We start from the raw sequence: 24,819 nt of genomic DNA, 5'->3' as shown, positions 1-24,819 counted from the left end.
TTAAAAAAAGGTCCATAACAAAATCATAAATTTCGCTATAGTCCTTTATATTACTAGAATGAATCAGAAAAAATGGCCCGATTCTTATAAAAATAATCGATTCCTGAATAAACAGTAAAGAATAAGCAGACATATAATAATACTGTACCTAGACCGAAATGTAAGAAACTTGAGAAAATGTTATTCAAAAGCAAGAAAATAATCGCGAACATTTGCGAGAATGTTTTGATTTTTCCAGGCATTTCAGCTGCTAGCACCTCACCATCATTTTCCACAATGATTAAGCGCAATCCACTAATAGCTAACTCACGACAAACGATGATAGCGGCAATCCAAGCTGGAACCATCTTCATTTCTACTAAGACAATAAAAGCAGTCATTACTAACATTTTATCTGCAATTGGATCAGCAAATTTACCAAAATTGGTAACTAAATGTTGACGTCTAGCAATCTGTCCATCTAAAAAATCGGTAATAGATGCAATTGCAAAAACAAGTGCCCCCCAAATCTTGGTAACTGCAATACTTGTTCCCAACCAAACTACACTTCCACCAACTTCTGGCATGACTGTAAGTATGATAAAAATTGGAATTAAAATTATTCTAAAAATAGTTAATTTATTAGGTAAATTCATTGATACTCCCTCTTATTTTACTTCAATTGTTATATTTCGAACCACCGAATTGGTAGTTGATTTAGGTATTTCTTTTCCGGCAATCGTTCCCGTAAACCCAGTTGAGGCGCCAATTTTAAGCGCATAAGTGTAACCTTTTTTCAATTCAATTGTTTTGCTAGCGTTTGCTTCTAGCAGTCCTTGCCAAGTAGTTTCTGCTTTAGGCTGAGTTACCGTCAATGCATTCCAAGATCTTTGACCCATCTGCATCTTTAAGTTAGCATGCTGGCTTCCTGCAGCCAACGTTACCTCTAAATTATCGGAGCTATTGTTAATTTTTTTAAGTGTAGCCTTCGAGTTCTTTGAACTAGCACTTTCCTTCTTGGAAGAGCTTGCCTTCGACTGACCATGTTTCTTGGTAGATGTCCCTTTAGTTGTATCAACCACCTTGACCTGATTTGGTACCTTGAACGTAGATTTAGTATGTCCAGCCATGTCATTGAAAGCTCCCCAAACTAAAAGCCAAATAACAACCACCAATACAATTCCCATCAACCATGGATGTTGCCGGATTAATCCTTGCAAAACTGATTTTCGTTGTTGTGCTTCTTTTTGACTACGACTTGATATCTCAGCATGCGCACGACGCCATTCTTTGATACTATTCGGTTCACTTTTTAGGTTGCGACTGCCAAGGTCAATTTCAAGTAGATTGGCGTATTGCTTGATCAGTGATTGTGTATAATAATCACCTGGTAAATCATCATTTTCACCAGCTTCTAACGCCATTAAATATCGTTTTGAAATTTGCAGTTTAAATTGAACTTCTTCAATCGTCCACCCTTTTTTTATACGAGCATCTTGCAGACGCTCACCAATTTCCTTGTATTTTCTAGTGCTCATAAGTATACCGCCCAACTTATTTCTAAATCAAAGATAAGTATATCATTATTTTTTCCATCCACCATCAACATAAATCGTTTGACCAGTTAGGTAAGAGGCCCGTTCATCCATAATTGATTGAACTATATGACTGATCTCTGATGGATCACCGAAACGTCCCACCGGTATTTCTTCATTAACTGCTTCAATTTCTGTTTGATTAAATTCATCGTTCATCTTAGTGGCAACTGCCCCTGGTGCAACAGCATTAACAGTAACTCCTAGTGAAGCAACTTCTTTAGAGTAGGCATTTACAAAACTACTAATCCCCCCCTTAATAGCACTATAAGGTACCTCCATTGAACTGCCTACTGCTCCATAGATTGAACCAATAAAAACAATTCTTCCATTTTCAGCGTTGCTTATTTTTTTAATTACCTTTTGAATAACTAACATGGGTGTTTTTAACTGTTCTTGCCACAAATTTTCCAACTGTTGGGCACTAAAACAATCAAACAATTGATAGATTGTCGTTCCTTGAGCAAAAACCACGGCATTCAACCCAAAAATATTTTTGCTAATTTTTTGAGCAGCGTCTTCGCTTCTGAAATTCGCTTGAATGGTTAAAAAATCTTGCTGAGGATATTCTGCCCGTAACTCATTGGCTAATTGATTAGTTGTTGCCTCATTTTGATAATAATGTAAGTAAAGTGACCATCCCTTTTGAGCCAAATCTTTACTAATCGCTGTTCCGATATTGCCACTTGCTCCACAAATTAATGCAAATTTCATTTCTTCGCCTGCTCACTATCCATTTTAAACGTACTAATAACAACATTTTTCATAAAGGTATCGAAAGTATTAATTACTTCGTCTAAAGAGATATCTTGATAAAGCATTGCTTCATCAAAAATTGTCGTATTTCCATAGTTTTCACCTTCAAATGAATTAGCAATAGCTTCCAAAGAATTCATCCTAGTAATACTTCTTCCATACATTTCTTTTTTAGCTAGCTCGAAATCTTTGAGGAGCGCATCCGACTTCATTAAACCAGTTGTCAAAATATCTTTTAAGGCTTGTATCAATTCAGTAGGATGGTTGGTGTCACCGCCCAAAGTTAGGAACAAGGCTTCTCTTTCACTATTTAAATCGTATCCAAAAGTGTCGTCCAAAAGCCCTTCATCATACAATTCTAAATATAATCTAGAAGATGAACTTAAGATTAAATATAACGCCAAATCAAGCGTAATAATGAATCTTAGACGTTCAATACCAGGTTGAGGCAATGCTTTAGCATTTTTAACTCCTAACATAACTTTAGGACGTTCAACCTTAGTCAATAATGCACGATTTTCGATAATCTCATCATCATCGGATTCTGGAGTAGGAATTTCAAAGTTAACTTTTGCAAACTCTTTTCGTTGCTGATTATCCTTAATCCATTGAAGGATCTGATCCGGATCTAGGTTCCCAGTAACAAATAAATTCATATTTTCGGGACGGTAAAATACTTTATGTACTTTGTACAACAACTCCGGAGTAATTTTAGCAATTGATTCCACGGTTCCGGCAATGTCGTCACTAATGGATTGATTGGGGAAGAGATTCTTTAAAATCCCCATGTATAATTGCCAATCAAAATCGTCATTATACATCTGAATTTCTTGTCCAATAATTCCTTGTTCTTTAGCAACTGATTTCTCCGAAAAATATGGCTGTTGAACAAAATCTAATAAAATATCTAAATTCTCTTGTAATCCAGTCGTTGAAGAAAATAGATAACTAGTCTTGGTATAGCTTGTAAATGCATTGGAATCTGCTCCGTTATTAGTGAACAATTCAAATGCATCGTATTCCGCCTTTTCAAAAAGTTTATGTTCTAAAAAATGTGCCGTGCCGGCGGGAATCTGAATTTTTTCACCATCTAAAGTGAATGCTCGATCCATTGATCCAAAATCAGTAGTTAAAACGGCGTATGTTTTTTTAAATCCAGTTTTGGGTAAAATATTAACTTTTAAACCGTTGGAAAGAACGGTTGAAAATAAGCATTCATTGAACGCTTGATATACTTTTTTATTCATTCAAATTATTCTCCACTCAAGAAATATTCAGCTCGAATTTTAATTTGCTGAGCTAATTGTTCAATATCCTTTTTAGACACTGCATTAATCTGGGTTAGCCATTCTTCCGTCGACCAATGCCGATTTAACAGATAATTATTTAATCCACGCCGATGTGCGGTTCTTTGCAAGTCCATCCCCGAAAGATAATCTGATTGTAGTCCTTTTTTAATGTTAGCAAGTTCGCTTTCAGTAAAGAGCCCATTTTGCATGTCTTGGAGTTGTTGTTGAATAATTTGCATTGCAGCATCATGGTTCCCGCCATTAATACCTGTCTGGATATTTAAGATTCCGTCATATAAATCTAAACTCGAACTAGCATAGTAGGCCAAGCTGGCTTTTTCGCGCACGTTAACAAACAACTTAGATTGTGGTGATCCGCCGAATAAAGTATTAAATACGACTGCCGTAAAAAAGTTCTTTCCAGTCATATCAGCCGGAATATTGAAAGATAAGTTTAAGCGTGCTTGGCGTACATCTTGATGTTCAGCCTTAACAATAGCTTTCTCCCGTGCATCGAAATGTGTAATTAAAGGTTTTAAATCAAATTGGCGTTCATCTAATTCAAAAATCTTTAAATCTTCCTCAATCTCTTCTTGATTGACGTCCCCTGAAACACTAATATGCACTAAATCATTTTTAAGCATATCCAAATAAGCTCGGTAGGTTTCTGCATTTTTTAGGTTCTCTAAATCTTCTACTAATCCATAGCTTGGAATACCTTGTACCACGGTCTGACCGAAAGTTAGTTTACGTAATTGTTGTGCGGACCAATACTGCTTATCTTCTGTTGCCGATTTAACATAATTTAACATATTTTGCTTTTGACGTTGGAATGTTTCTTCATCAAATTGCTTACCATCTGCTAGTGGATGAACAATCACTTCATTCAAAAAGCGAATCGCATCTTGAATTAAGTTTTGGTGCTTTATATATTTATCATTAGCAACTACCATTGAGAAAGCCACATCATGCATATTACCTTTTTTAGCAGCACCTCCACCAAAGCTAGCGCCAAACATTTCCGATAGAGCATGCGTAAACCGAACTTGATCTGGATACTTTTTAGTACTTGTATCTAAAATATTAGCAATTAAAGAGCGTTGGGCTAAATCTTTAATCGTTGCGTATTTCAAAAAATGTACGTCAATGCGCACAGTTTTAAATTTTTTACTTGGTAAAACTAAAGTCTGAATCCCAGACTGATTTTGAACATCCAATATGATGCCTCCTACTTTTTCACATGCGATTAATGTTAGCGAAATTTCGCACACTTTTCAATGTTAATTAAAGAATTGGTGAAATCAAACGACTAGCCAATTGACGGAATTTTTTCCACGAAGATTGTTGCTTGAAATATTCTTCATCCAATTCACGCGCATCCTTTAAATCATTTTTAATTGTAACGATTATTTGTTCAGCCACTTTAGGATCATACATAAATGCATTTGCTTCAAAATTTAATTTAAAAGAACGAATATCCCAATTTGCTGAACCTACACTTGTAATCATATTATCGACCACAATCGTCTTAGCATGCATGAACCCATTTTGATATGAATAGATACGCGCGCCAGCTTTTAACAATTGTTGTACATAATACTCTGTAGCCCGGTAGACGAAGGGATGATCAGGCATTTGTGGAATTACAATCCGCACTTCGATGCCTGAACGAATAGCGATTAACAAAGCTTCCATTAGGGCATCATCAGGGATAAAGTATGGCGTTTCAATCCAAATGGAATGTTTAGCCCCCATAATCATTTTAATATAACCCTGTTTGATTTTTTGAACATCATTCTCAGGTCCACTACTAACAATCTGCATTGGAATATTATTTTGAACGTTACTTTGTGGAAAATAATCTAAGCTAAATTGAACTTTTTGACGCTTAGCGGATGCATTCCAATCCATGAAAAAACGACTTTGCAATTGCAATACCACGGAACCCTCTAACCTTAAGTGCGTATCACGCCAGTTTCCAAAGCGCTTATTACGTCCTAAATATTGGTCACCAATGTTAAAACCACCAATGTATCCAACCGATCCATCAATCACCACAATTTTTCGATGATTTCGAAAATTAATTCTAAAACTATAATAGCCTAGTTTAGATTTCATAAATGGCGTGACTTCGCCACCAGCCTGAATTAATTCTTTAAAAAATTTTTGCTTGGATCCTTTTGATCCAAATAAATCGTACAACACCCTTACTTGGACACCTTCACGCGCTTTTTGAACCAAAATTTTACGTAATTTTTTGCCTAACTGATCATCATAGATTGTAAAATATTCGATATTGATATGGTGTTTAGCCTTTTTTAAATCTTCAAACAAGTTGTTAAATTTTTCATGACCATCTGTAAAAATCTTTAAATCATTTTTAGTCGTTAAAATTGCATTATCCGTGTTTAAAAACATCTGAACCAAGTCATTTTCAAGATTGGTATCCAAGGTCGGTTTGTTTTTAGGATTACGCTTTTGATATTCAGCCATATCGCTAATTCCGAGTCTTTTTTGAGCTTTCAAATCAAATATTTGCCTTTGATTTAACTTCCAGCCAAAAAATAGATAAATTATAAACCCAATTCCAGGAAGCAATAGCATTACAAATAACCAAGCCCATGCTGCAGAAATATCTCGCTTTTCCATTAATGCGATCGTTAACGCGATGATAATATTGATTAGGTAAAAAACAATCTCAATAAGAACCAAAATGATCTTCCTCCGCCATTCTTTTCTCCAGTGTATCAAAAAGACCGAAAATAACTAAATTTTCGGTCTTAAGGTTCAGATTATTTTCCAAACCACTTTTGATTGATACGTTTTAATTCTCCATTGGCCCTTAATTGATTAATTCCCTGATCAATTTTTTGTTTAACTTCAGTGTTGCCTTTTTTAATTCCAACTGCAAATTGTTCACTGGGCATATTACTCTTTATAATCCGATAATCACTTGAATTCGACATATGCTTAATATAGTAATTAGCATACACACTATCAATTAGTAACCCTTGGATACGGTTAGCATTCAAATCAATAAACGCGTTATTGAAACTATCATACAAAATAGGGTCGTGGTTTTTAATCCGATTCTTTAAAATTTGGGGATGGTCATCAATATCTTGTGCCCCCGATGACCCACTTTGTGCACCAACACTTTTATTTTTCAGATCTGCTAACTTGGTAATCCCGCTACTTTTCTTTACTACTATAATTTGTTGATTAGTTAGATAAGGCTCACTTAGCGTCAACGCTTTTTGACGTTCATCAGTGATTGTTAATCCATTCCAAATCAAATCAATCGTTTGATTGCGCAATTCAGTTACGTTCATTGACCAATCAATTGTTTGAAAATCAACTTTAATTCCATATTGTCTAAAAACTGCTCTAGCTAAATCAATATCGTATCCAGCAAGCTGCCCATTTTTTTCTCGAAATCCCATTGGTACAAAACTATCATCTAAGCCAATTACGACTTTTTTATTTTTTTGAATAGTTTCCCAACTACTAGGTTCGGCCCTCGTGGTTTTCTTTGAATTGCCACAACCTCCTAGAACTGGAATAATTAATAGTCCCAAAGCCATCACAAGAAATAATTTCAATTCTTTTTTCATTTAATCCACCGGCTTCACTGTTAAAGTATCATCAGCAACTTTATCTGCAAATTCAATATCATGCGTAATAATTACTTGTGTAATACCATTTTCCTTCAAGTCTAAGATTAATTTACTAACTTCATTTCGAAGTTCAGGATCTAACGCTGAAGTTGGTTCATCGTAGCAAAGAATACTAGGGTTCATCGCTAACGCTCTTGCAATCGCTACTCGTTGTTTTTGCCCACCGGATAGTTGATATGGATATTGTTCTACAAATTTAGTTAAATCAAGGCGTTCAATAATGTTTTGCACGCGTTCTTTAGCTTCCGTTTCTTTTTGATGTAAAACATTGATTGGAGCCAGCGTGATGTTATCGATTACTGATAAGTTAGGAAATAATTGAAAATCTTGAAAAACAACTCCGATTACACTTTCATTGTCTCGACTTTCATATGGATCAAACGGTTGCCCATCTAAAAGAAATTCACCTGAATCAATTTTTTCTAACCCGCTAATACAACGTAAAAGGGTTGTTTTACCCGCTCCTGAAGGACCAACAATAGTTAATATTTTCCCATCTTGAATTTTTAAGTTCAAATTATTGATAATAGTTTTACCGTTGAAACTTTTAACAACATTTTTAAGCTCTAACATAACCTAATCCCTCCCTATTTAAAATATGAATAGTGTTTTTCGACTTTACGTAACAGGAATGTACATATCCCTGTCAATATTAGGTACATAATACCGACTAAGATAAATGGAACCAAAGTCACATCACGAGCCGCTGCTACATTTCCTGCACGTAGTAAGTCACCAATTCCAATCACATAAACTAATGACGAATCTTTAACAAGGTTGATAACTTCATTTCCGATTGATGGGAGAACAATTTTAGCGACCTGAGGCAAAATTACTTTCTTAGTTGTTTGCCAATAGGTCATCTGAAGTACCCGTCCCGCCTCATATTGACCTTTATCAACGGATTGTAATCCTCCCCGAAAAATTTCTGCAAAATAGGCTGCATAGTTTAGGATAAAAGCTAGTAAAGCAGCTTCGTAGCGTGGAAATACAATTCCCACAGTTGGTAATCCGTAAAAAATAAAAATTAATTGCAAAAGTAATGGAGTACCACGCATTAACCACACATACGCACTTATAATTGCTTGGAATGGTTTAAATTTTGATACTAACCCCAACGCTAGAAAAACACCAAGAATTAATGACCCCACAATTGTCCAACAGAAAACCTGTAATGTCATTGATGCCCCACTTAACAAAGATGGTATAATTTCTGAAATATAATTAATGTTAAACATCGCTATTCCCCTTTTCAATAAATAAAAAATCCTCTTAGGCGTTAAAAAGCCTAAGAGGACGAGTTCAATCGTGGTTCCACCCCTGATTCGTTATTTACTCACATAAATAACCTCAGAAAGTTAGTTAACCTTCTTTAGTAGCACACCACCCAACCCATAAAAAAATCCTCTTAGGCCAAAAGCCTAAGAGGACGAGTTCAATCGCGGTTCCACCTCAAGTTTGTTGATTGCTCACGCAACCAACCTCAGAAAGTTAATTAACTTAAATGATAACGGAATTACCGGATAACTCTAATTAATTGTTCAAGTTATCAACTTACAGATGTGTTTCATTTATGGTCTTGACCATGCTTCCACTGTCCACGGCTCGCTTAACGAAGATTACATAAACTACTTTTCTGATCATTGCTAAAGTATACAAATAATATCAATTATATTTAAAACTTTCAAGTCCTTATTACATAAAACTTCTTGAATTGGTTCCCCGTGTTCTTCTAAATACGGTTTTAATTGGGTAATATAGAATTACAAAAATTGATAAATTGAGAATAATGGTTGGTAAAAACGAATATCCGATGAAAAATGTGGTAGTCACATTCGCCATCTTAATCATTTGAAAAACGATGAAAAATAAGATGTTATACATCGCCATCGCAAACATATCCATCCCCAACACTATCAAGAATGTTGTTTTAACAAAAGGTCGAATTCCACGAATAAACATTACTACGATTGGAATAATAAAAGTATCCACGCCAAAAACTCCAGTATAATACCAATCAAATATAATCCCAATAACAAATGACCACAATGTGAAATTAATTTGAGATTCTCCTTCAAAAAAGATCGCCATTACAAACCACATCAACGTTAGATTACAAATCATCGAATATGGATATTGAAATAAAGTTGACGAAAAAATTTGATTTAATGAACCATCTAGAAAAAAAGCAATCAATAAAACGATAGGAAAAATATATTTTAATTTTGCAGATTGTAACATGCTTTCACCCTAATCTAACTTAGCAATATAAACGTTGTTAACATTGCTTAATTTAGCTGCTGGTTCGATTCGAATTTCGCTAGCTAACCCATAATCATCTTTTGAAATTTTAGCAACTTTTCCGACATACAGTCCTTTTGGAGTAACTCCTCCAAGACCTGATGTTGTTACCGGAGTTCCAACTTTAACCGTCTTTTTATCCGTAATTTGTCCCATAATAATCTGGTTAGTCTTCTTATCGTAGCCAGTAATAATACCGTTAATATATTCTCCGTCAGTTGCTTGAACCTGAATAGCAAAACGATTAGCGGATTCATTATTATCACTAATCAATTCAACTTTACTTACCGTATAATCAGCTTCTACTACCCGACCAACTAATCCGTTACCGGCTAAGACGGGTTGATTTTTCTTTATCCCATTAGCCGTTCCTTTGTTTACCGTAATTAAATCTTGCCATGAGCTCGGTGAACGGGTTAAAACGGTTGCTGCTGTTAGTGAATAGTCCGACATGGTTTCTTTTAGGCCAACTAATTTCTTTAATTCTTTGTTCTCAGCCTTTAAGCTTTTATTTTCGGCGTTGATTGAATCATTTTTTTCAATCCCTTTTCTCAAACGTGCGTTTTCTTCGTAGGTCGAAACAAAGTTGTTAATATCAGTGGTCATTGTTTGTACACCATGAATCGGCAATGCAATCACACGACTAACTGTACCAAAAACGTCGTTACCGACTTTTTGAATAACAGGCGTCTTATCTTTCTTTTTCAATGTAAGTGAACCTGCAATTAAACCTACCGCAATAATTGCACAAATCACTGTTATAACTAATTTTCGATTAGAAAAAAACTTATGCATGAGCCCTGAACCCCTTAACTTATCTCATTAAAATGACTTCATAAATTATAACATATAAAGATTATAAACTAGGCAATAACCTAAATGTTTATCAATCATTAAATAAATCTTTTTTCTGCTGCACTCCAGTAACTTTGATCTCCTACAATTAAGTGATCAATTAGGCGAATGCCCATTAAATCGCCGACTTTTTTCATTTTCTTGGTGAAGGCTAAATCATTGGTTGAAGGCTCTATATTACCGCTTGGATGATTGTGGATTAAAACAAAACTATTTGCACTAACCCGCAATACTTCCACCATAATTTCTCGAGGATGAACTTCTGCCGAGTTAAGGCCACCCTTAAAAACAACAATTTCGCGTTTAATTTGATTTTTAGTATCCAAACATAATACCAACAGGTGTTCTTGCGGTTCCTTTTGAAATCTTGAAACCATCATTTGTCCCAACTGAGCACTTCCTAGTACTTTTCCCAGTAAATGGATTGGTTGTTTTTGAATTCGACGTCCCAATTCAATACCCGCCTCCAGAGCTACAGTAGCATCTGGAAGATTTTTAAAAATTTTTCTTTTTTCATTTTGACTTAGTAAGCCGTAACCAGCTATGTCTCCAATTGTATCCCAAAAATGATTAGTTAGCTGGTTAATTTTTTGACTTTGTCCAAAACTATCCAAAAAAGCTCGAACAAGTTCTTCGTTACTTAAATTTTCAGCACCGACTTTTTTTAATTTTGCTTTCGCTTCATCTTGAATTTCCATATACATCACCTCTAATAAATACATACGGAAATTCAGCCGGCTTTATTTAATTAGCTGCGGGCGTACCTCAGAAATAAAATACAAGGATCCGGTAATAATAATTACGTCGCTAGGTTTAGCCTGACGCAGAATTTCTTTTAAAGCCAACTGCCAATTCGCTTGATAATTAATATCTTTTCGAATCGGATCGTGCAGTTCTGACCAGTCTACAGCAGCACGCTTGATTGGCCCATTAAATCTAGTTAACGTTAACTCTACTTGTTTTAAATCAACTAACTCGGTCAACATTGCCTCAAATCTTTTGTCATCTAAAATAGCTGCTAAAATAAAAACTTTTTGTTCTGGCCAATACGCTTGAATCGATTTTTTTAATGCTTGGATTCCTGGTAAATTATGGGCCCCATCTAAAATAATTTTAGGCCGTTTTTGAATAATTTCCATTCGGCCAGCCCATTGAGTATGTTGGACTGCTTGTCGTAATTGATCATAGTTAATCTTCCAATTTAATTGACGACTAACTACTAACATAGTTTCTAGAGCAACTGCCAAATTATTTACTTGATATAAACCCAGTAAGCCACTGTGAATATGATCGATTCGAGCGAACGTATTGCTGAAAAAATTTTCCTTGGAATCAATTTTAAAATCACGTTTCAAAATTTTTAGCGGTGCGTGTAACTTTTTAGCTTCCTCTTCAATCACTCGTAGCGCAGCCTGATCTTCAGTTCCAGTGATTACTGGAACATTAGTTTTAATAATGCCTGCTTTTTGAAAAGCAATTTTAGGTAATGTATCACCCAGAATTTGCATATGATCCCAACCAATATTCGTTATTACACTAGCAATCGGGGTGAAGACATTTGTAGAATCATACCTTCCTCCAATACCTACTTCAATCAAAACTATATCCACGGGGTGTTTTTTAAAATACAAAAACATCATGGCTGTGACAATTTCGAATTCTAATGGTCCACCTAAGGGAGTTTGATCTAACTCGTCTACGATTGGTTTGATTTCTTCCACTAACGTTAGAATCTCATCGTCACGGATAGGGATTCCATTTACTGCAATCCGCTCATTGAAGCGTTCTAAATAAGGCGAAGTAAATGTCCCTACTCGTTGTCCAGTAGCCTCCATCATTTTGGCCAAAAAAGCAATGGTCGAACCTTTACCATTGGTCCCTGCAACATGAATTCCTTGAATTGCATCTTGTGGATTCCCTAACTGATCTAGAAAGGCAGTCATTCTTTTTACGGTCGGCTCTTTTCGTAACCGCGGCCGCCCGTGTATAAATTCCAAAGCCGTTTTATAATCCATCACTGAGCCCCCTTCTAGCAAAAAAGAACCGCATCAAAAATCACTTTTTGTTTGCAGTTCTTTAATGTTAATTTAAACGTTAGCTACTTGCTTTCAGATTTAATATCTGCAAGACGACGTTTAGTTGCTTCTAATTTACCTTCGTAATCCGTTTGTTTTGCACGTTCAGCTGCAACAACTTCTTCAGGAGCATTGCTTACAAAACGTTCATTTTGTAATTTTTTAACCACCCGGTTTACTTCTTGCTCGTACTTAGCTTCTTCTTTTTCCAGACGCGCAATTTCATCTTCCAAGTTTACTAATTCAGCTAGTGGAATGTAAATTTCTCCGTCCGTAATTACCGCTGACATTGAAAGTTTTGGTGCCTCTACATCTGCCCCTAATTCAAAATTAGCTGGATGACAGAAACGATCAATATAATCGCGATTTTCATTAAAGAGTTGCATTAGTTTTGTACTATCAGTCTTAATCAAAAGATCAACCGGACTAGACATTGGGGCCCCAGCTTCTGAACGAATGTTACGAACCGCCTTAATCAATCCAATTAAGTGATCCATTCCCGCTTCAGCATCTTGATTTTCTAGTTCAGCATGTACAACCGGATATTCTGCATTCACTAATGATTGACCATCATGTGGCATGGAGAGCCAAATTTTTTCAGTAACAAATGGCATCACGGGGTGCAACAAACGAAGTGTTTGATCAAGAACGTATGCCAATACATTTTGAGTATTAACCTTAGCTTGTTCATCTTCACCGTTCAAAATTTCTTTACTCATTTCGATATACCAGTCACAGAAATCATCCCAAATAAAGGTGTACATTGCCCGACCGGCTTCACCAAAGTCATAAACGTCAAAGAAGTGCGTAACTTGTTCAACCGTTTTATTCAAACGACTCAAAATCCATTTATCAGCTAATGTTAATTGGTTTAATTCTGGAAGTTTTGGCTGTTCAACTTGATCCAAATTCATAATTACATAACGACTAGCATTCCAAATCTTATTGATAAAGTTCCATGCCGAATCCATCTTATCGTAACTAAAGCGTAAATCTTGTCCAGCAGTTGAACCATTGGATAAGAACCAACGAAGCGCATCGGCACCATACTTATCAATTACGTCCATTGGATCAATCCCATTACCCAAGGATTTACTCATCTTGCGTCCTTGCTCGTCACGAATTAAACCGTGAAGTAACACATCTTTAAACGGACGTTTGCCAGTGAATTCTAGACTTTGGAAAATCATTCTAGCAACCCAGAAGAAGATAATGTCATATCCAGTAACTAATGTACTAGTTGGGAAATAACGTTTAAAATCTGCTGAATTCTCATCAGGCCAACCCATTGTTGTAAATGGCCATAAAGCACTTGAGAACCAAGTATCCAAAACATCGGGGTCTTGTTCCCAATTTTCAATATCTTGAGGTGCTTCTTCGCCCACGTAAACTTCTCCAGTTTGCTTGTTATACCAAGCAGGGATTTGATGTCCCCACCACAATTGACGTGAAATAACCCAATCATGAGCATTCTCCATCCATTGGTTAAAGGTATGTTCAAAACGTTCAGGAATAAAGTTAACCTTATCGTCTGTTTTTTGGTTATCCAGCGCCATTTGGGCTAACTTATCCATCTTAACAAACCACTGGGTAGATAATCGAGATTCGACTTGCACACCCGTCCGTTCAGAATGGCCCACACTATGAACAATTGGATCAATCTTAATCATGTAATCTTGTTCTTCAAGATCTTTAACCATGACTTTCCGAGCTTCAAAGCGATCCATACCTTCGTACTTACCAGCATTTTCATTCATTGAAGCATCTTCATTCATCGTATTGATGCGCTTCAAATCATGACGATTACCGACTTGGAAATCATTAGGGTCATGAGCTGGTGTAATTTTTACCATCCCTGTCCCAAATTCTGGGTCAACATATTGGTCAGCGATGATTGGTAAATGACGTCCTTGGAGCGGAAGAATGACTTCCTTACCAACGATATCTTTATAACGTTCATCACTAGGGTGTACAGCAATAGCAACATCCCCAAACATAGTTTCCGGACGAGTAGTTGCAATTTCAATATAGTTTTTACCGTTAAATTCAAACTCTTCATCTGCAAAGAAGTACTTAACATGATAAAAAGCACCTTGGTCATCTTGATGTTCCACTTCAATATCGGATAAGGCAGTACGAGCTTGTGGATCCCAGTTGATAATGTATTCACCACGATAAATTAAGCCTTTTTCATAAAGGGTCACAAAGACTTTCTTGACAGCTTTAGAAAGACCTTCATCTAAGGTAAAACGTTCACGGTCATAATCAAGAGAAAGACCCATCTTAGCCCACTGTTGATGAATTGTATCGGCATATTCATCTTTCCATTCCCAAACTTGGTCAATGAACTTTTCACGGCCTAAGTCATAACGGGAAACACCTTGTTCTCGTAGCTTGGCTTCTACTTTAGCTTGAGTAGCAATTCCAGCATGATCCATTCCTGGAATCCAAACAGTATCATATCCTAGCATTCGTTTTTGGCGGATCAACATATCTTGTAGTGTCGTATCCCAGGCATGTCCCAAATGTAATTTTCCAGTTACATTGGGAGGCGGAATAACGATTGAATAAGGCTTAGCCTTTTGATCTCCATTAGGTTTAAATTGTCCTTGTTCGACCCATTTTTGGTAGCGTCCATGTTCAACGCTTTGGGGGTCGTACTTTGTCGACATATCTACGTCTTTAGTCATTAAAATCCCACTTTCCTTTCCAAATAAAAAGCACCCCGTCCTAACTCATAGGACGAAGATGCTTCGCGGTACCACCTAAATTGGGCGTATTATGCCCCTCTTTAACATTGATAACGAACAATTTGTTCGATTTTCTAGAATTAAATCTAGAAAATTGGCTCATAAGCAACCCGAACTCCAACTTTTTAAGACTCTCAGCAAAAATGTCTATTCTCTGAAAAAAGTTTTGCAGCTCTCCTCTTAGTCATAACCTTCAGAATAAATAATAAAGAATAATTGTCCGTTCGTCAATTATGTTTTTACATTTTATTGATAAAATCAAGTGCAGCTTGATAGTCAGGTTCGTCATGAATTTCTGGTACAATTTCACGATAAATAATTTTGCCATCAGCATCAACAATGAAGATACTACGAGCTAGATAACCAGCATTCGGAATATATAGATTCATCTCATAACCAAATGATAGCTCATGATCTGACAATACTTCCATGTTCTTAACACCTTCATTTGCGCACCAAGCTACTTGGTCTTTAGGCATGTTGTTAGAAATGGTTACAAATCGAATATCTGAGTATTGGTCAGTTTCTTGGTTAAATTTTTTAGTTTGCATGCTGCAAACCGGCGTATTTAAATCTGGAACAACACTAATTAAAAGTGGTTTACCCAGTAAATCGCGTGTCTTAACTTTTTCACCATCGCCAGTAAAAACTTTAAATTTGGGTAATTGTTCTCCAATCATTGGAGGATTTCCAACGAGTTCAACTTTTTCTCCACCGCGTAATACTTCCATAATTGTACGCTCCTTTATTTAAATTACGTTAACCTTATCTCAAACACTCACTGATTTCAATCAATATACAAATCCTTTACAATAATTCAGCAAAAACTTCTTCATTTTGATTCATAAAGTTTTCTTCAGCACGAATGTTAGTAATTTTTACGCCTGCTAAAGAACGTTCCAATAATCCTTCAACGTCAATTCTCTTCTCAAAGTAACGCGTCTTTTCGAGATCTGGATGTGTTTTAGGTGATGGTGGAGCAAAAATCGTACAACAATCTTCGAATGGCATAATTGATAAGTCATAAGTGTCGATATCCTTAGCTATGTCAATAATTTCATTTTTATCCATTGAAACTACCGGACGAATAATCGGCATAGTAGTTACGTCATTAATAGCTAACATGCTTTCCATTGTTTGCGAAGCTACTTGTCCTAGAGATTCTCCATTAAAGATTGCTAGTCCACCACGTTGTTTAGCTAGGGCAACTACTAGGCGCAACATCATTCGACGTTGAATCGTCATCAAATAACCCTCTGGACATTTTTCTTTAATAGTTTCTTGAATTTCTGTAAATGGAACTTGGATAAATTGAACACTTCCAGAATATGCAGCTAATTTTCCACTTAATTCCTTAGCCTTAGCTAGAGCTTGTTCGCTAGTATATGGCGGACTGAAAAAATGCACCATTTCCATCTCTACGCCACGTTTCATCCCCAAATAACCTGCTACAGGAGAATCAATTCCACCAGAAAGCATCATCATTCCCTTGCCAGCAGTTCCAACCGGTAAGCCACCTGCCCCATTAATTACTTCACTAGTTAAGAAAATTCCATTAGATCGAATTTCAACACGTAAGGTAATGTCTGGATTTTTCATTTTTACATCATTATCTGGGAAGTTATCTAGTATAAATCCACCAAGTTCCCGATTCATGGTATCTGTATTAATAGCAAATTCTTTATCAGAACGACGTGTATTAATTTTAAAGGTCATTCCCGGCTTTAATTGCTCCTTCATCATTTCTAGAGCACCAGCTTGGACAGCTTCCATTGTTTTCTCAACTTTTAACATTGGCGAAAAATTTTGAATCCCAAAAACTTTTTTAAGTCTGTTAATGACTGCATCACTGTCTGTACCATTTAAGGTTACATGTGTACGGTCACGATTAGGATGAATTTCAACGTCTTCAAAGTCCTTAAGACTTTTACGTATATTTCCTCCCAAACGAGCAATAAAATCTTTGCGGTTTTTACCTTTAGTTGATAGTTCACCGTAGCGAACCATTATTTCCGTATATTTCATATAAACTCCTAGCTATTTTTATTTATTTTTGAAAAGTCTTGATATAATTGGTCAAAAATTCGATTAAATTCATCAGCTTCTTCCAAAGAATTAGCACTATCTAAGCTAACTCGGACGGCACTCGTTGAAATGGTTGAGTCAATCTTCATTGCCGTTAAAGTACTTGAAGCTTGCTGTTTTTTAGAAGAACAAGCACTAGTGGTCGAAATGTAAATTCCATGTGATTCAAACGCATGAACAATCGTTTCTCCACGCACCCCTTTAATTGCAAAACACAAAATATGCGGAGCAAAGTTAGCTTGAATTTTAGAAAAAGCAACCACTTTTTCAAACTTAGTTACGTGATTATAAATTTTCTCTTTAATTGATTCTTGTAAAGCTACCTTTTGATCTTCGCCATCAAGTAGTAAACGCAGTGCCTTAGCCATCCCGGCGATCGCAGGTAAGTTCTCCGTTCCACTCCGTAAATTCTTTTCCTGTCCACCACCAGTTAACAATGGTGCAATTCGCCTACCTTCGCGCGCATAAATAAAACCCACCCCTCGAGGAGCATGAAATTTATGGCCAGAGAAGGTTACAAAATCAACACGATCATTCATGATTGCAGCTTGAATCCCTTTACCAATTCCTTGAACAGCATCGATATGAAAATGTACTTTTGGATAGTCCTTTAAAACTTCTGCTGCTTTTAAAAGTGGTTGAATTGTTCCAATTTCATTATTAATTGCCATAATCGAAACCAGAATCGTATCCGGGCGAATGGCATCTTTTAAATCTTGAATGTTAATTCGACCCTCATCATCAACGGGAAGATAGGTAATATCAAATCCTAATTGTGCTAACTGTTCCATAGAATTTTTTACGGCAGGATGTTCGACAGCCGTCGTAATTAGATGCTTTCCATACATCCGTTTTTCCATCGCTGTCCCTTTAATTACCCAGTTGTCGCCTTCCGTTCCACCACTTGTAAAAAATATTTCGTGAGGTTTAACATTTAACAAACTAGCAATTTGTTTTCTAGACTGCTCCAATAAATTGAACGACATTTCGCCCATATCATGCAAACTAGAAGGGTTACCCCAAATCTTATTACTGACCTTTTGGTAGGTCTCTAAAACGTTCTTATCAACTTTAGTTGTTGCACTATTATCAAAATAAATCATTTACTCATTTCTCCATTATATATTTCCGTAAACCCTAATAATTATAACAGAAAAATATACTTACAAAATTAAAGTAATCTAAATATTTAGATCTTCAAAGTAAAATGCCATCGCACTAAGTACGATAGCATTTTATTTTCTAATATTCAGTTCGTTTTTGTTGGTAGTAATTGTCTGTGATATTATCCACTGCACCTGGTTCAACTTCTTCTAGTGCTTTTGTAATTACAGTTAAACTTTCATTGTAACGATGGTCCGTATCAAAAAGCTTTTGAGCTCGTAAAATAGCATCTTCGATATCTTGATCGGTATGACGATAACGATTAGCGTATTGAATTGCTAACTCACTGATAGCGGCATCGTCTGTCAGATCAGTGGTCTTCTTAGTAAGAGTTTGAATATCCGTACTTACCATATCAAGTTCTCGGTTAATTTTGTCTATATTAACTCGAACTTGATTCATATCGCTCCCAACTTTTTCAATCTCATCACTAACCACAAAGAAGTAATCCATGTATCCTTCTGGAATACCTGGAAGGTTAAGACTTTCAACGTGACGTTTGATGTTATGGAGTTCACCGTCATATTGTTGCATTCTTGCACGGGCATCTTTTTCACTATCTACAAGGCTTTGAAGTTCATCATTTAATTTAGCTTGTTGATCTTCAATCTCAGAAAGTTGGTCATTTTCAGCTTTTAAACGTTCCACAATTTCTGAGTAAACAACCGGTTGGTTAGTAATTTGTTCTGTATCACGATCATGTTCATTACGAATTTCATTTAATTCAGCATCTAAGTTTTGACCTAATACCAACTGATCATCACTCAAAACATAACTTTGATCCATGCGTTCCACTTCTGCTAACAAAACTTTATTCTGTTTTTCAGCGTGATCTAAGAAGCGAGTAATTACATCAAAATTATGCTCAACTGACTTACGTGCATCAATCTCAGTTTGTAAGATACTGTATAAATCGTCAATTCTAATTTCAATTGACTTATTGTTATCACGTACAGCATCTAAACGTAAGTTACCAAGGGTTTCAAGATTATCTGAAATCTTAGCTTTAATAGCACCCAGCTCGTCATCAACGATATCATCTTCAAAGGCATAGTTATGATTAATCAATTGATCGTAGCCATCTTTGATTTCAGCAATTTGCTCTGGAAATACATTAGTTAGTTCTTCATATAAAGGTGGAACGTTTTGAATTTGTGCTTCTAATTGTTCTGTACTTGTTCGAAGTTTTTGGAGTTGGCCTTCAGCCTTTTCATGATCTCCAGCTTCTACGGTTCCACTGAACATTTCAAATTCATCATCTAAACGAGCTAATTTTTCTTCTAATAAATCAATGCTTGGACCAAGCGTTAGGTTCTTAGCTAGAAGTGTTTTTCTAATTTCTTCATACTTCATGCGTAAGACCTTAACCGCATCTCGTTGTTCTTGATCCGTACGTTTAATATTATCCAACTGATCGTTAAGACGTCGCGTTTCTTCGTCAATTGCATCTAAAGATTCACTAACCGTCGTAACATCCTTACGCGCTTCGAAAATCTTCATATCATTGACATCTTGTTTCGAATGGTTAGCAATGTCTTCAATTTCTGGTAATCGATGATCAATAATTTCCTGGTAGTCATTTCGAATGTTATCTAACCCAATAGCCGATGATCCAGTTAGATTCATGGAGGAAACTTCCATTAGTTTTTGACGCACCGGTGATTCACTGATGTCTGCTTTTCGATCTAATAATTCATCGATTTGTTTAAGTAAATAACGTTGATATGAAACAATTCCTAAATAAACTAGAATTGCTACCACTATGATTGCAATCAATACCATGATCATAACTAAAATCCCATCCTTCTTAACTTCACTCAATTCAATTGATAAAAAACTTGCCTTTTAACTTTCTTCAATTTAGAATTTACCTAATTAATTATATCATACCCATTAGTTTGTTAAACTAGGGATTTTTTATTAATTAAACATTATATAGGAAGTGACTACAATGTCAGAACCGATTAACTCAATTATTGTCGAACAGATTGATGCACTTTTGTTTAATGAAACCAACTTAATTGCCAATCTTTCAAATGCTTCAGCTTTGTTGTATAGCGAAACCAAAGATGTAAACTGGTGTGGTTTTTATCTTTTTGATTCAAAAAAAGATGAATTGGTCCTGGGACCCTTCCAAGGAAATGTGGCTTGTATGCACATCAAAAACGGTTCGGGAGTTTGTGGAACTGCCTTTAAAGAAAATAAAGTCCTCCGTGTGGAAAATGTGCATGAATTTCCTGGACACATTGCTTGTGATAGTGCATCAAACTCAGAAATTGTCTTACCTTTAATGGTGGGTAACCAATTATTAGGTGTTTTAGACATTGACTCACCGATTCTCAATCGTTTTAGTGAAGATGATGAAGCCACTCTGATTAAATTCAGAGACGCATTAGTTAAACACATTGACAGTTCTGTTTTGAGTGCGTTAAACTAGTAGGAGTGTAAAATAATGCAGCGGTGGGCGGTAAGCTCGTCAACAGATTGTTGCCTGTTTTTCAGGTCAACTAGTAACCTCAGCGGCTGCAAAGGTGAACCTTGCAAAGCAATCTGCACGAATACTAAACCCACATTTGTTTATTTTACTCCAACAAAAACAATTTATTGGAGGATATTTTTATGTCTAGATATACAGGCCCAAGCTGGAAAGTTTCACGTCGTCTTGGTATTTCATTAACAGGTACAGGTAAGGAATTGGCTCGCCGTCCTTACGCTCCTGGTGATCATGGTCAAAATAACCGTCGTAAGATTTCTGAATACGGTATGCAACTTCGCGAAAAGCAAAAGTTACGTATGATGTACGGTTTAACAGAACGTCAATTCTCAAACCTATTTGTTCGCGCTGGTAAGATCCGCGAAGGTCTTCCTGGTACAAACTTTATGGTTTTACTTGAACGTCGTTTGGACAACATGGTTTACCGTTTAGGTTTGGCAACTACTCGTCGTCAAGCTCGTCAATTGGTAAATCATGGTCACATCACTGTTGATGGTAAGCGTGTTGATATTCCTTCATACGAAGTAGAAATCGGCCAAGTTATTGGCGTTCGTGAAAAATCAAAAGATCTTAAGATTATCAGCGAAGCTGTTGAAGCTGTTGTTGGTCGTCCACAATTTGTTCAGTTTGATGCTGACAAGTTGGAAGGTTCTCTTGTTCGTCTTCCACAACGTGATGAACTTGAAGCAGATATTGACGATTCACTTATCGTTGAATACTACAACAAGCTATAATCATATTAAAAACGGCCTTGGCCGTTTTTTTATTTACTTTAAATTTTTATTTTAGGAGAAAAAATGCAACCATTAGCGTTTCGTATGCGCCCACGAACTATCGAAGAAATTGTTGGTCAACAGCATTTGGTCGGTCCTGGAAAAATTATCGACCGCATGGTTAAAGCCAAACTTTTATCATCCATGATTTTATACGGCCCTCCTGGAACTGGTAAAACTAGTATTGCCAGTGCTATTTCAGGCTCAACTAAATATGCTTTTCGAATTTTGAACGCTGCCACCGATTCTAAAAAAGATCTTCAAATTGTGGCTGAAGAAGCCAAAATGAGTGGAACTGTAATTCTGCTACTAGATGAAATCCATCGTTTAGATAAAACTAAGCAGGATTTCCTCCTCCCCCATTTAGAAAATGGCAATATCATTTTAATCGGTGCAACAACTGAAAATCCTTATATCAATATCAATCCGGCAATCCGTAGTAGAACTCAAATTTTTGAAGTTAAACCACTTCAACCGGATGAAATTAAAAAAGCCGTCCTTGCTGCGATTAAGGATTCCTCCCGTGGCTTAGGTGAATTACCCATCGTAATTGATGAAGATGCTTTAAAATTTGTATCTGAGTCCACTAATGGTGATTTGCGTAGCGCCTTAAATGCAGTTGAACTGGCTGCGCGTTCAACTGGTCCTGACGAAAATCAAAAAATTCACTTAACACTAGCTATTCTAGAAGAATGTCTGCAAAAAAGAGCTCTCACCCAAGATAAGGATGGGGATGCTCATTACGATGTAATTTCTGCCTTTCAAAAATCGATTCGCGGTAGTGATACAGATGCGGCTCTCCATTATATGGCACGACTTTTGGAAAGTGGCGACTTGCAAAGTGTTATCCGTCGGCTGTTAATCATTGCTTATGAAGATATCGGTTTGGCTAACCCCCCAGCTTGTCAACGGACAGTTTCTGCCGTCACGGCCGCTGAACACGTCGGACTGCCTGAAGCTCGAATTCCTTTGGCTGACGCCGTGATTGAACTTTGTGTCTCTCCTAAATCCAATTCAGGCATTACCGCAATCGATAATGCCTTAACCGATGTACGTACTGGAAAGATTGGTGAAGTCCCAGACCATCTACGCGATTCTCATTACAAAGGTGCAGCTGCTTTAGGTCGTGGGGTAGATTACAAATACCCTCACAATTATCCTAACGACTGGATAGCTCAGCAATATCTACCAGACAAATTGGTTGATGCTGCATATTTTGATGCCAAGGGTAATAGTACCTATGAAGAGAAAATTAAAAATCGGTACGAAAGTCTAAAGAAATCACAACGTTCTAATCATTAACATTGTATTTTCTACAAAAAGTATAGTAAGATAATTATGAAGTTCTTAGGTATTCGGAATTATCGGTTTCATATTCTTCCAACAAACATCTAATCGGGAGCACGGATCTCAAGTGAATTGTATGCCTTGTACAAGGAAACATGCTGTTTGGGTATGTGCACCCACCTAGTTACTAGGGTTAGATACTGGCCGATATGAACGCTACTAAAAGTTCTTTGCCCCACTCCGGTGGGGTTTTTTTATATATTAAGAAAGTAGGATTTATTTATGCTAATTCAGCTCTTTATGTTCATTTTTGCAATTATTATCTTTTATATCGGTTATTACCTCTATACCCACCGTTCCACGGATTTTATGCTATTTAAACCTTCTACTAATAAATTACTCAGCCAAAGTTTAAATGTAGTTGGAAAAATATTAATAGGCATTAGTATTATTACTCTACTGTTAGGAATAACTGGAAATACTGTTCTAATTTTAATTGCTTTAGTTTTAGGAATTTTTTCTACCACTGGAACTTTGCTATTTTTATTAAAATTTTTATAGCAAATTCCTTTTTATTTTCTCATTTTTAACGTACAATGAGGGTAAATAGATAGGAGTGGTTATGTTATGACACAACAGTATAAACATATTCTTGTTCCAGTTGATGGTTCCAAAGAAGCAGAGCTAGCCTTTAGAAAAGCAGTTGCCGTCGCTAAGCGTAACGATGGTGCAGAATTGCATTTACTCCACGTTATAGATACTCGTGCTTTCCAAAATATTTCGAGTTTCGATACCGCCATGGTCGACCAAGTCACAGATACAGCTAAAAAATCTTTAGACCGCTATATCCAAGAGGCACACAATGATGGATTAGAAAATGTTGCTTATTCCATTGAGTACGGTTCACCAAAGGTAGTAATCTCTCAAGATGTCCCTAAAGAACTTCATACAGATTTAATCATGATTGGTGCTACTGGATTAAACGCTGTTGAACGTTTATTAATCGGTTCCGTTACCGAATACGTAACCCGTACCGCCATTTGTGATGTTTTGGTTGTTCGCACAGACTTAGAAAATAAATAATAAAATAAAGTACAGCAATTTAGTTTAAAAAATTAAATCGCCGTACTTTTTATTTACACCATTTTAACGATAACTACAATTTACCCAGTGTGTATTAATTATTCCACTTGCTTGTAAAAAGAAGCTAATGTTAGTTGGTCCCACAAACTGAAATCCTAGCTCTTGCATGTCCTTACACACCCTTCTAGCAATTGGTAAATCAAACATCATTTTAGCATTATTTTTGGGTTCTAAATCCATAGGGACAAAATCTACTTTTGACCAGATAAAATCATTAAAAGACATCCCCGTTTGAGACATTTTTAAGATCACATCTGCGTTATGGATAACTGCTTTAATTTTTCGTTGGTTTCTAATGATTAATGGACATGCCATCAACGCTTCTAATTTAGACTGATCATAGTCAGCAACAGTTTGAACTTTAAACTCGTCAAACATTTCATTTAATGCTTCCAATTTCGTCAAAACCGTTCGTAAATCTAACCCCGATTGGAAAATTTGAATTGCCAGACATTTAAAGAGTTCTTGGTCACTAAAACATGGCTTTCCCCATATCTTATCATGATAGTTTTCTAAAATTGCATTCTTAGTTGACCACGTACATTTTAATTTCATAAAAAACCCCTCCTTAGGGTTTAATTACTCTAAAGAGGGGT

The 24,819-nt window shown here is 36.2% G+C and carries 23 protein-coding genes and 2 other annotated features; of the genes, 4 read left to right on the top strand and 19 right to left on the bottom strand.

Annotated elements, in window-relative coordinates:
- Nucleotides 1–53 precede the first annotated feature (53 nt).
- The 18 genes from pgsA to ezrA form a co-directional block, all read right to left on the bottom strand.
- Entirely contained in the window at nucleotides 54–635 is a 582-nt protein-coding gene (gene pgsA / locus IV86_RS04700; RefSeq protein WP_002833726.1) for a CDP-diacylglycerol--glycerol-3-phosphate 3-phosphatidyltransferase, read from the bottom strand.
- A gap of 12 nt (nucleotides 636–647) precedes the next feature.
- Entirely contained in the window at nucleotides 648–1,517 is an 870-nt protein-coding gene (locus IV86_RS04695; protein ID WP_002833725.1) for a helix-turn-helix domain-containing protein, read from the bottom strand.
- Nucleotides 1,518–1,562: 45 nt separating this feature from the next.
- Nucleotides 1,563–2,288, bottom strand: coding sequence for an elongation factor P 5-aminopentanone reductase (ymfI, locus tag IV86_RS04690; RefSeq protein ID WP_002833724.1), 726 nt, complete (start codon nucleotides 2,286–2,288; stop codon nucleotides 1,563–1,565).
- Nucleotides 2,285–3,577 (bottom strand): EF-P 5-aminopentanol modification-associated protein YfmH, encoded by a 1,293-nt coding sequence (yfmH, locus tag IV86_RS04685; protein WP_002833722.1) that lies wholly within the window; start codon nucleotides 3,575–3,577, stop codon nucleotides 2,285–2,287. The genes ymfI and yfmH overlap by 4 nt, the downstream gene beginning before the upstream one ends.
- Nucleotides 3,578–3,582: 5 nt before the next feature.
- Nucleotides 3,583–4,836, bottom strand: coding sequence for an EF-P 5-aminopentanol modification-associated protein YfmF (yfmF, locus tag IV86_RS04680; protein WP_056979391.1), 1,254 nt, complete (start codon nucleotides 4,834–4,836; stop codon nucleotides 3,583–3,585).
- Between the two features lie 67 nt (nucleotides 4,837–4,903).
- The gene (gene cls, locus IV86_RS04675; protein WP_056979390.1) at nucleotides 4,904–6,331 is read right to left on the bottom strand and encodes a cardiolipin synthase; all 1,428 of its coding nucleotides are present in this window, start codon (nucleotides 6,329–6,331) and stop codon (nucleotides 4,904–4,906) included.
- An 80-nt stretch (nucleotides 6,332–6,411) separates the two neighbouring features.
- A complete protein-coding gene (locus IV86_RS04670; protein ID WP_023440581.1) occupies nucleotides 6,412–7,233 on the bottom strand; it encodes an amino acid ABC transporter substrate-binding protein in 822 nt (273 codons plus the stop codon).
- Entirely contained in the window at nucleotides 7,234–7,869 is a 636-nt protein-coding gene (locus IV86_RS04665) for an amino acid ABC transporter ATP-binding protein (protein WP_002833718.1), read from the bottom strand.
- A 14-nt stretch (nucleotides 7,870–7,883) separates the two neighbouring features.
- Entirely contained in the window at nucleotides 7,884–8,534 is a 651-nt protein-coding gene (locus IV86_RS04660) for an amino acid ABC transporter permease (RefSeq protein WP_002833717.1), read from the bottom strand.
- Between the two features lie 184 nt (nucleotides 8,535–8,718).
- Nucleotides 8,719–8,949, bottom strand: a binding site (T-box leader).
- A gap of 42 nt (nucleotides 8,950–8,991) precedes the next feature.
- A complete protein-coding gene (gene mreD / locus IV86_RS04655; protein ID WP_002833716.1) occupies nucleotides 8,992–9,537 on the bottom strand; it encodes a rod shape-determining protein MreD in 546 nt (181 codons plus the stop codon).
- Between the two features lie 9 nt (nucleotides 9,538–9,546).
- The gene (gene mreC / locus IV86_RS04650; RefSeq protein WP_002833715.1) at nucleotides 9,547–10,392 is read right to left on the bottom strand and encodes a rod shape-determining protein MreC; all 846 of its coding nucleotides are present in this window, start codon (nucleotides 10,390–10,392) and stop codon (nucleotides 9,547–9,549) included.
- Nucleotides 10,393–10,490: 98 nt separating this feature from the next.
- Complete coding sequence (locus IV86_RS04645; protein ID WP_056979389.1) at nucleotides 10,491–11,150, bottom strand: JAB domain-containing protein; 660 nt, start codon at nucleotides 11,148–11,150, stop codon at nucleotides 10,491–10,493.
- A 42-nt stretch (nucleotides 11,151–11,192) separates the two neighbouring features.
- A complete protein-coding gene (locus IV86_RS04640; RefSeq protein WP_029258076.1) occupies nucleotides 11,193–12,467 on the bottom strand; it encodes a bifunctional folylpolyglutamate synthase/dihydrofolate synthase in 1,275 nt (424 codons plus the stop codon).
- A gap of 83 nt (nucleotides 12,468–12,550) precedes the next feature.
- Complete coding sequence (locus tag IV86_RS04635) at nucleotides 12,551–15,217, bottom strand: valine--tRNA ligase (protein WP_056979388.1); 2,667 nt, start codon at nucleotides 15,215–15,217, stop codon at nucleotides 12,551–12,553.
- A gap of 45 nt (nucleotides 15,218–15,262) precedes the next feature.
- Nucleotides 15,263–15,474: a binding site (T-box leader), on the bottom strand.
- 42 nt (nucleotides 15,475–15,516) lie between these two features.
- Nucleotides 15,517–16,008 carry a thiol peroxidase gene (tpx, locus tag IV86_RS04630; RefSeq protein WP_002833710.1) on the bottom strand — a complete coding sequence of 164 codons (492 nt, stop codon included), beginning with the start codon at nucleotides 16,006–16,008 and terminating at the stop codon, nucleotides 15,517–15,519.
- Nucleotides 16,009–16,084: 76 nt separating this feature from the next.
- Nucleotides 16,085–17,302, bottom strand: coding sequence for a tRNA uracil 4-sulfurtransferase ThiI (thiI, locus tag IV86_RS04625; protein ID WP_011673596.1), 1,218 nt, complete (start codon nucleotides 17,300–17,302; stop codon nucleotides 16,085–16,087).
- An 8-nt stretch (nucleotides 17,303–17,310) separates the two neighbouring features.
- Complete coding sequence (locus IV86_RS04620; protein ID WP_002833708.1) at nucleotides 17,311–18,465, bottom strand: cysteine desulfurase family protein; 1,155 nt, start codon at nucleotides 18,463–18,465, stop codon at nucleotides 17,311–17,313.
- A 139-nt stretch (nucleotides 18,466–18,604) separates the two neighbouring features.
- Nucleotides 18,605–20,314, bottom strand: a complete 1,710-nt coding sequence (ezrA, locus tag IV86_RS04615) for a septation ring formation regulator EzrA (RefSeq protein WP_002833707.1) — start codon at nucleotides 20,312–20,314, stop codon at nucleotides 18,605–18,607.
- A gap of 163 nt (nucleotides 20,315–20,477) precedes the next feature.
- Here ezrA and IV86_RS04610 point away from each other — a divergent pair, with 163 nt between their 5' ends.
- The 4 genes from IV86_RS04610 (at nucleotide 20,478) to IV86_RS04590 (ending at nucleotide 24,163) form a co-directional block, all read left to right on the top strand.
- Nucleotides 20,478–20,963 carry a GAF domain-containing protein gene (locus tag IV86_RS04610; protein WP_002833706.1) on the top strand — a complete coding sequence of 162 codons (486 nt, stop codon included), beginning with the start codon at nucleotides 20,478–20,480 and terminating at the stop codon, nucleotides 20,961–20,963.
- A gap of 182 nt (nucleotides 20,964–21,145) precedes the next feature.
- On the top strand, nucleotides 21,146–21,754 hold the full coding sequence (rpsD, locus tag IV86_RS04605) for a 30S ribosomal protein S4 (RefSeq protein WP_011673597.1): 609 nt from the start codon (nucleotides 21,146–21,148) through the stop codon (nucleotides 21,752–21,754).
- 63 nt (nucleotides 21,755–21,817) lie between these two features.
- Entirely contained in the window at nucleotides 21,818–23,095 is a 1,278-nt protein-coding gene (locus tag IV86_RS04600; protein WP_029258078.1) for a replication-associated recombination protein A, read from the top strand.
- A gap of 612 nt (nucleotides 23,096–23,707) precedes the next feature.
- Nucleotides 23,708–24,163 (top strand): universal stress protein, encoded by a 456-nt coding sequence (locus tag IV86_RS04590; protein WP_002833702.1) that lies wholly within the window; start codon nucleotides 23,708–23,710, stop codon nucleotides 24,161–24,163.
- A 63-nt stretch (nucleotides 24,164–24,226) separates the two neighbouring features.
- Here the strand turns inward: IV86_RS04590 and IV86_RS04585 are convergent, their stop codons facing one another.
- Nucleotides 24,227–24,778, bottom strand: coding sequence for a DNA-3-methyladenine glycosylase I (locus IV86_RS04585; RefSeq protein WP_002833701.1), 552 nt, complete (start codon nucleotides 24,776–24,778; stop codon nucleotides 24,227–24,229).
- Between the last annotated feature and the right edge of the window lie 41 nt (nucleotides 24,779–24,819).

Origin of the sequence: Pediococcus pentosaceus, assembly GCF_001437285.1 — a bacterium.
Classification (GTDB): Bacteria; Bacillota; Bacilli; order Lactobacillales; family Lactobacillaceae; genus Pediococcus; species Pediococcus pentosaceus.
This window is presented reverse-complemented; position numbering and strand designations above follow the sequence as displayed.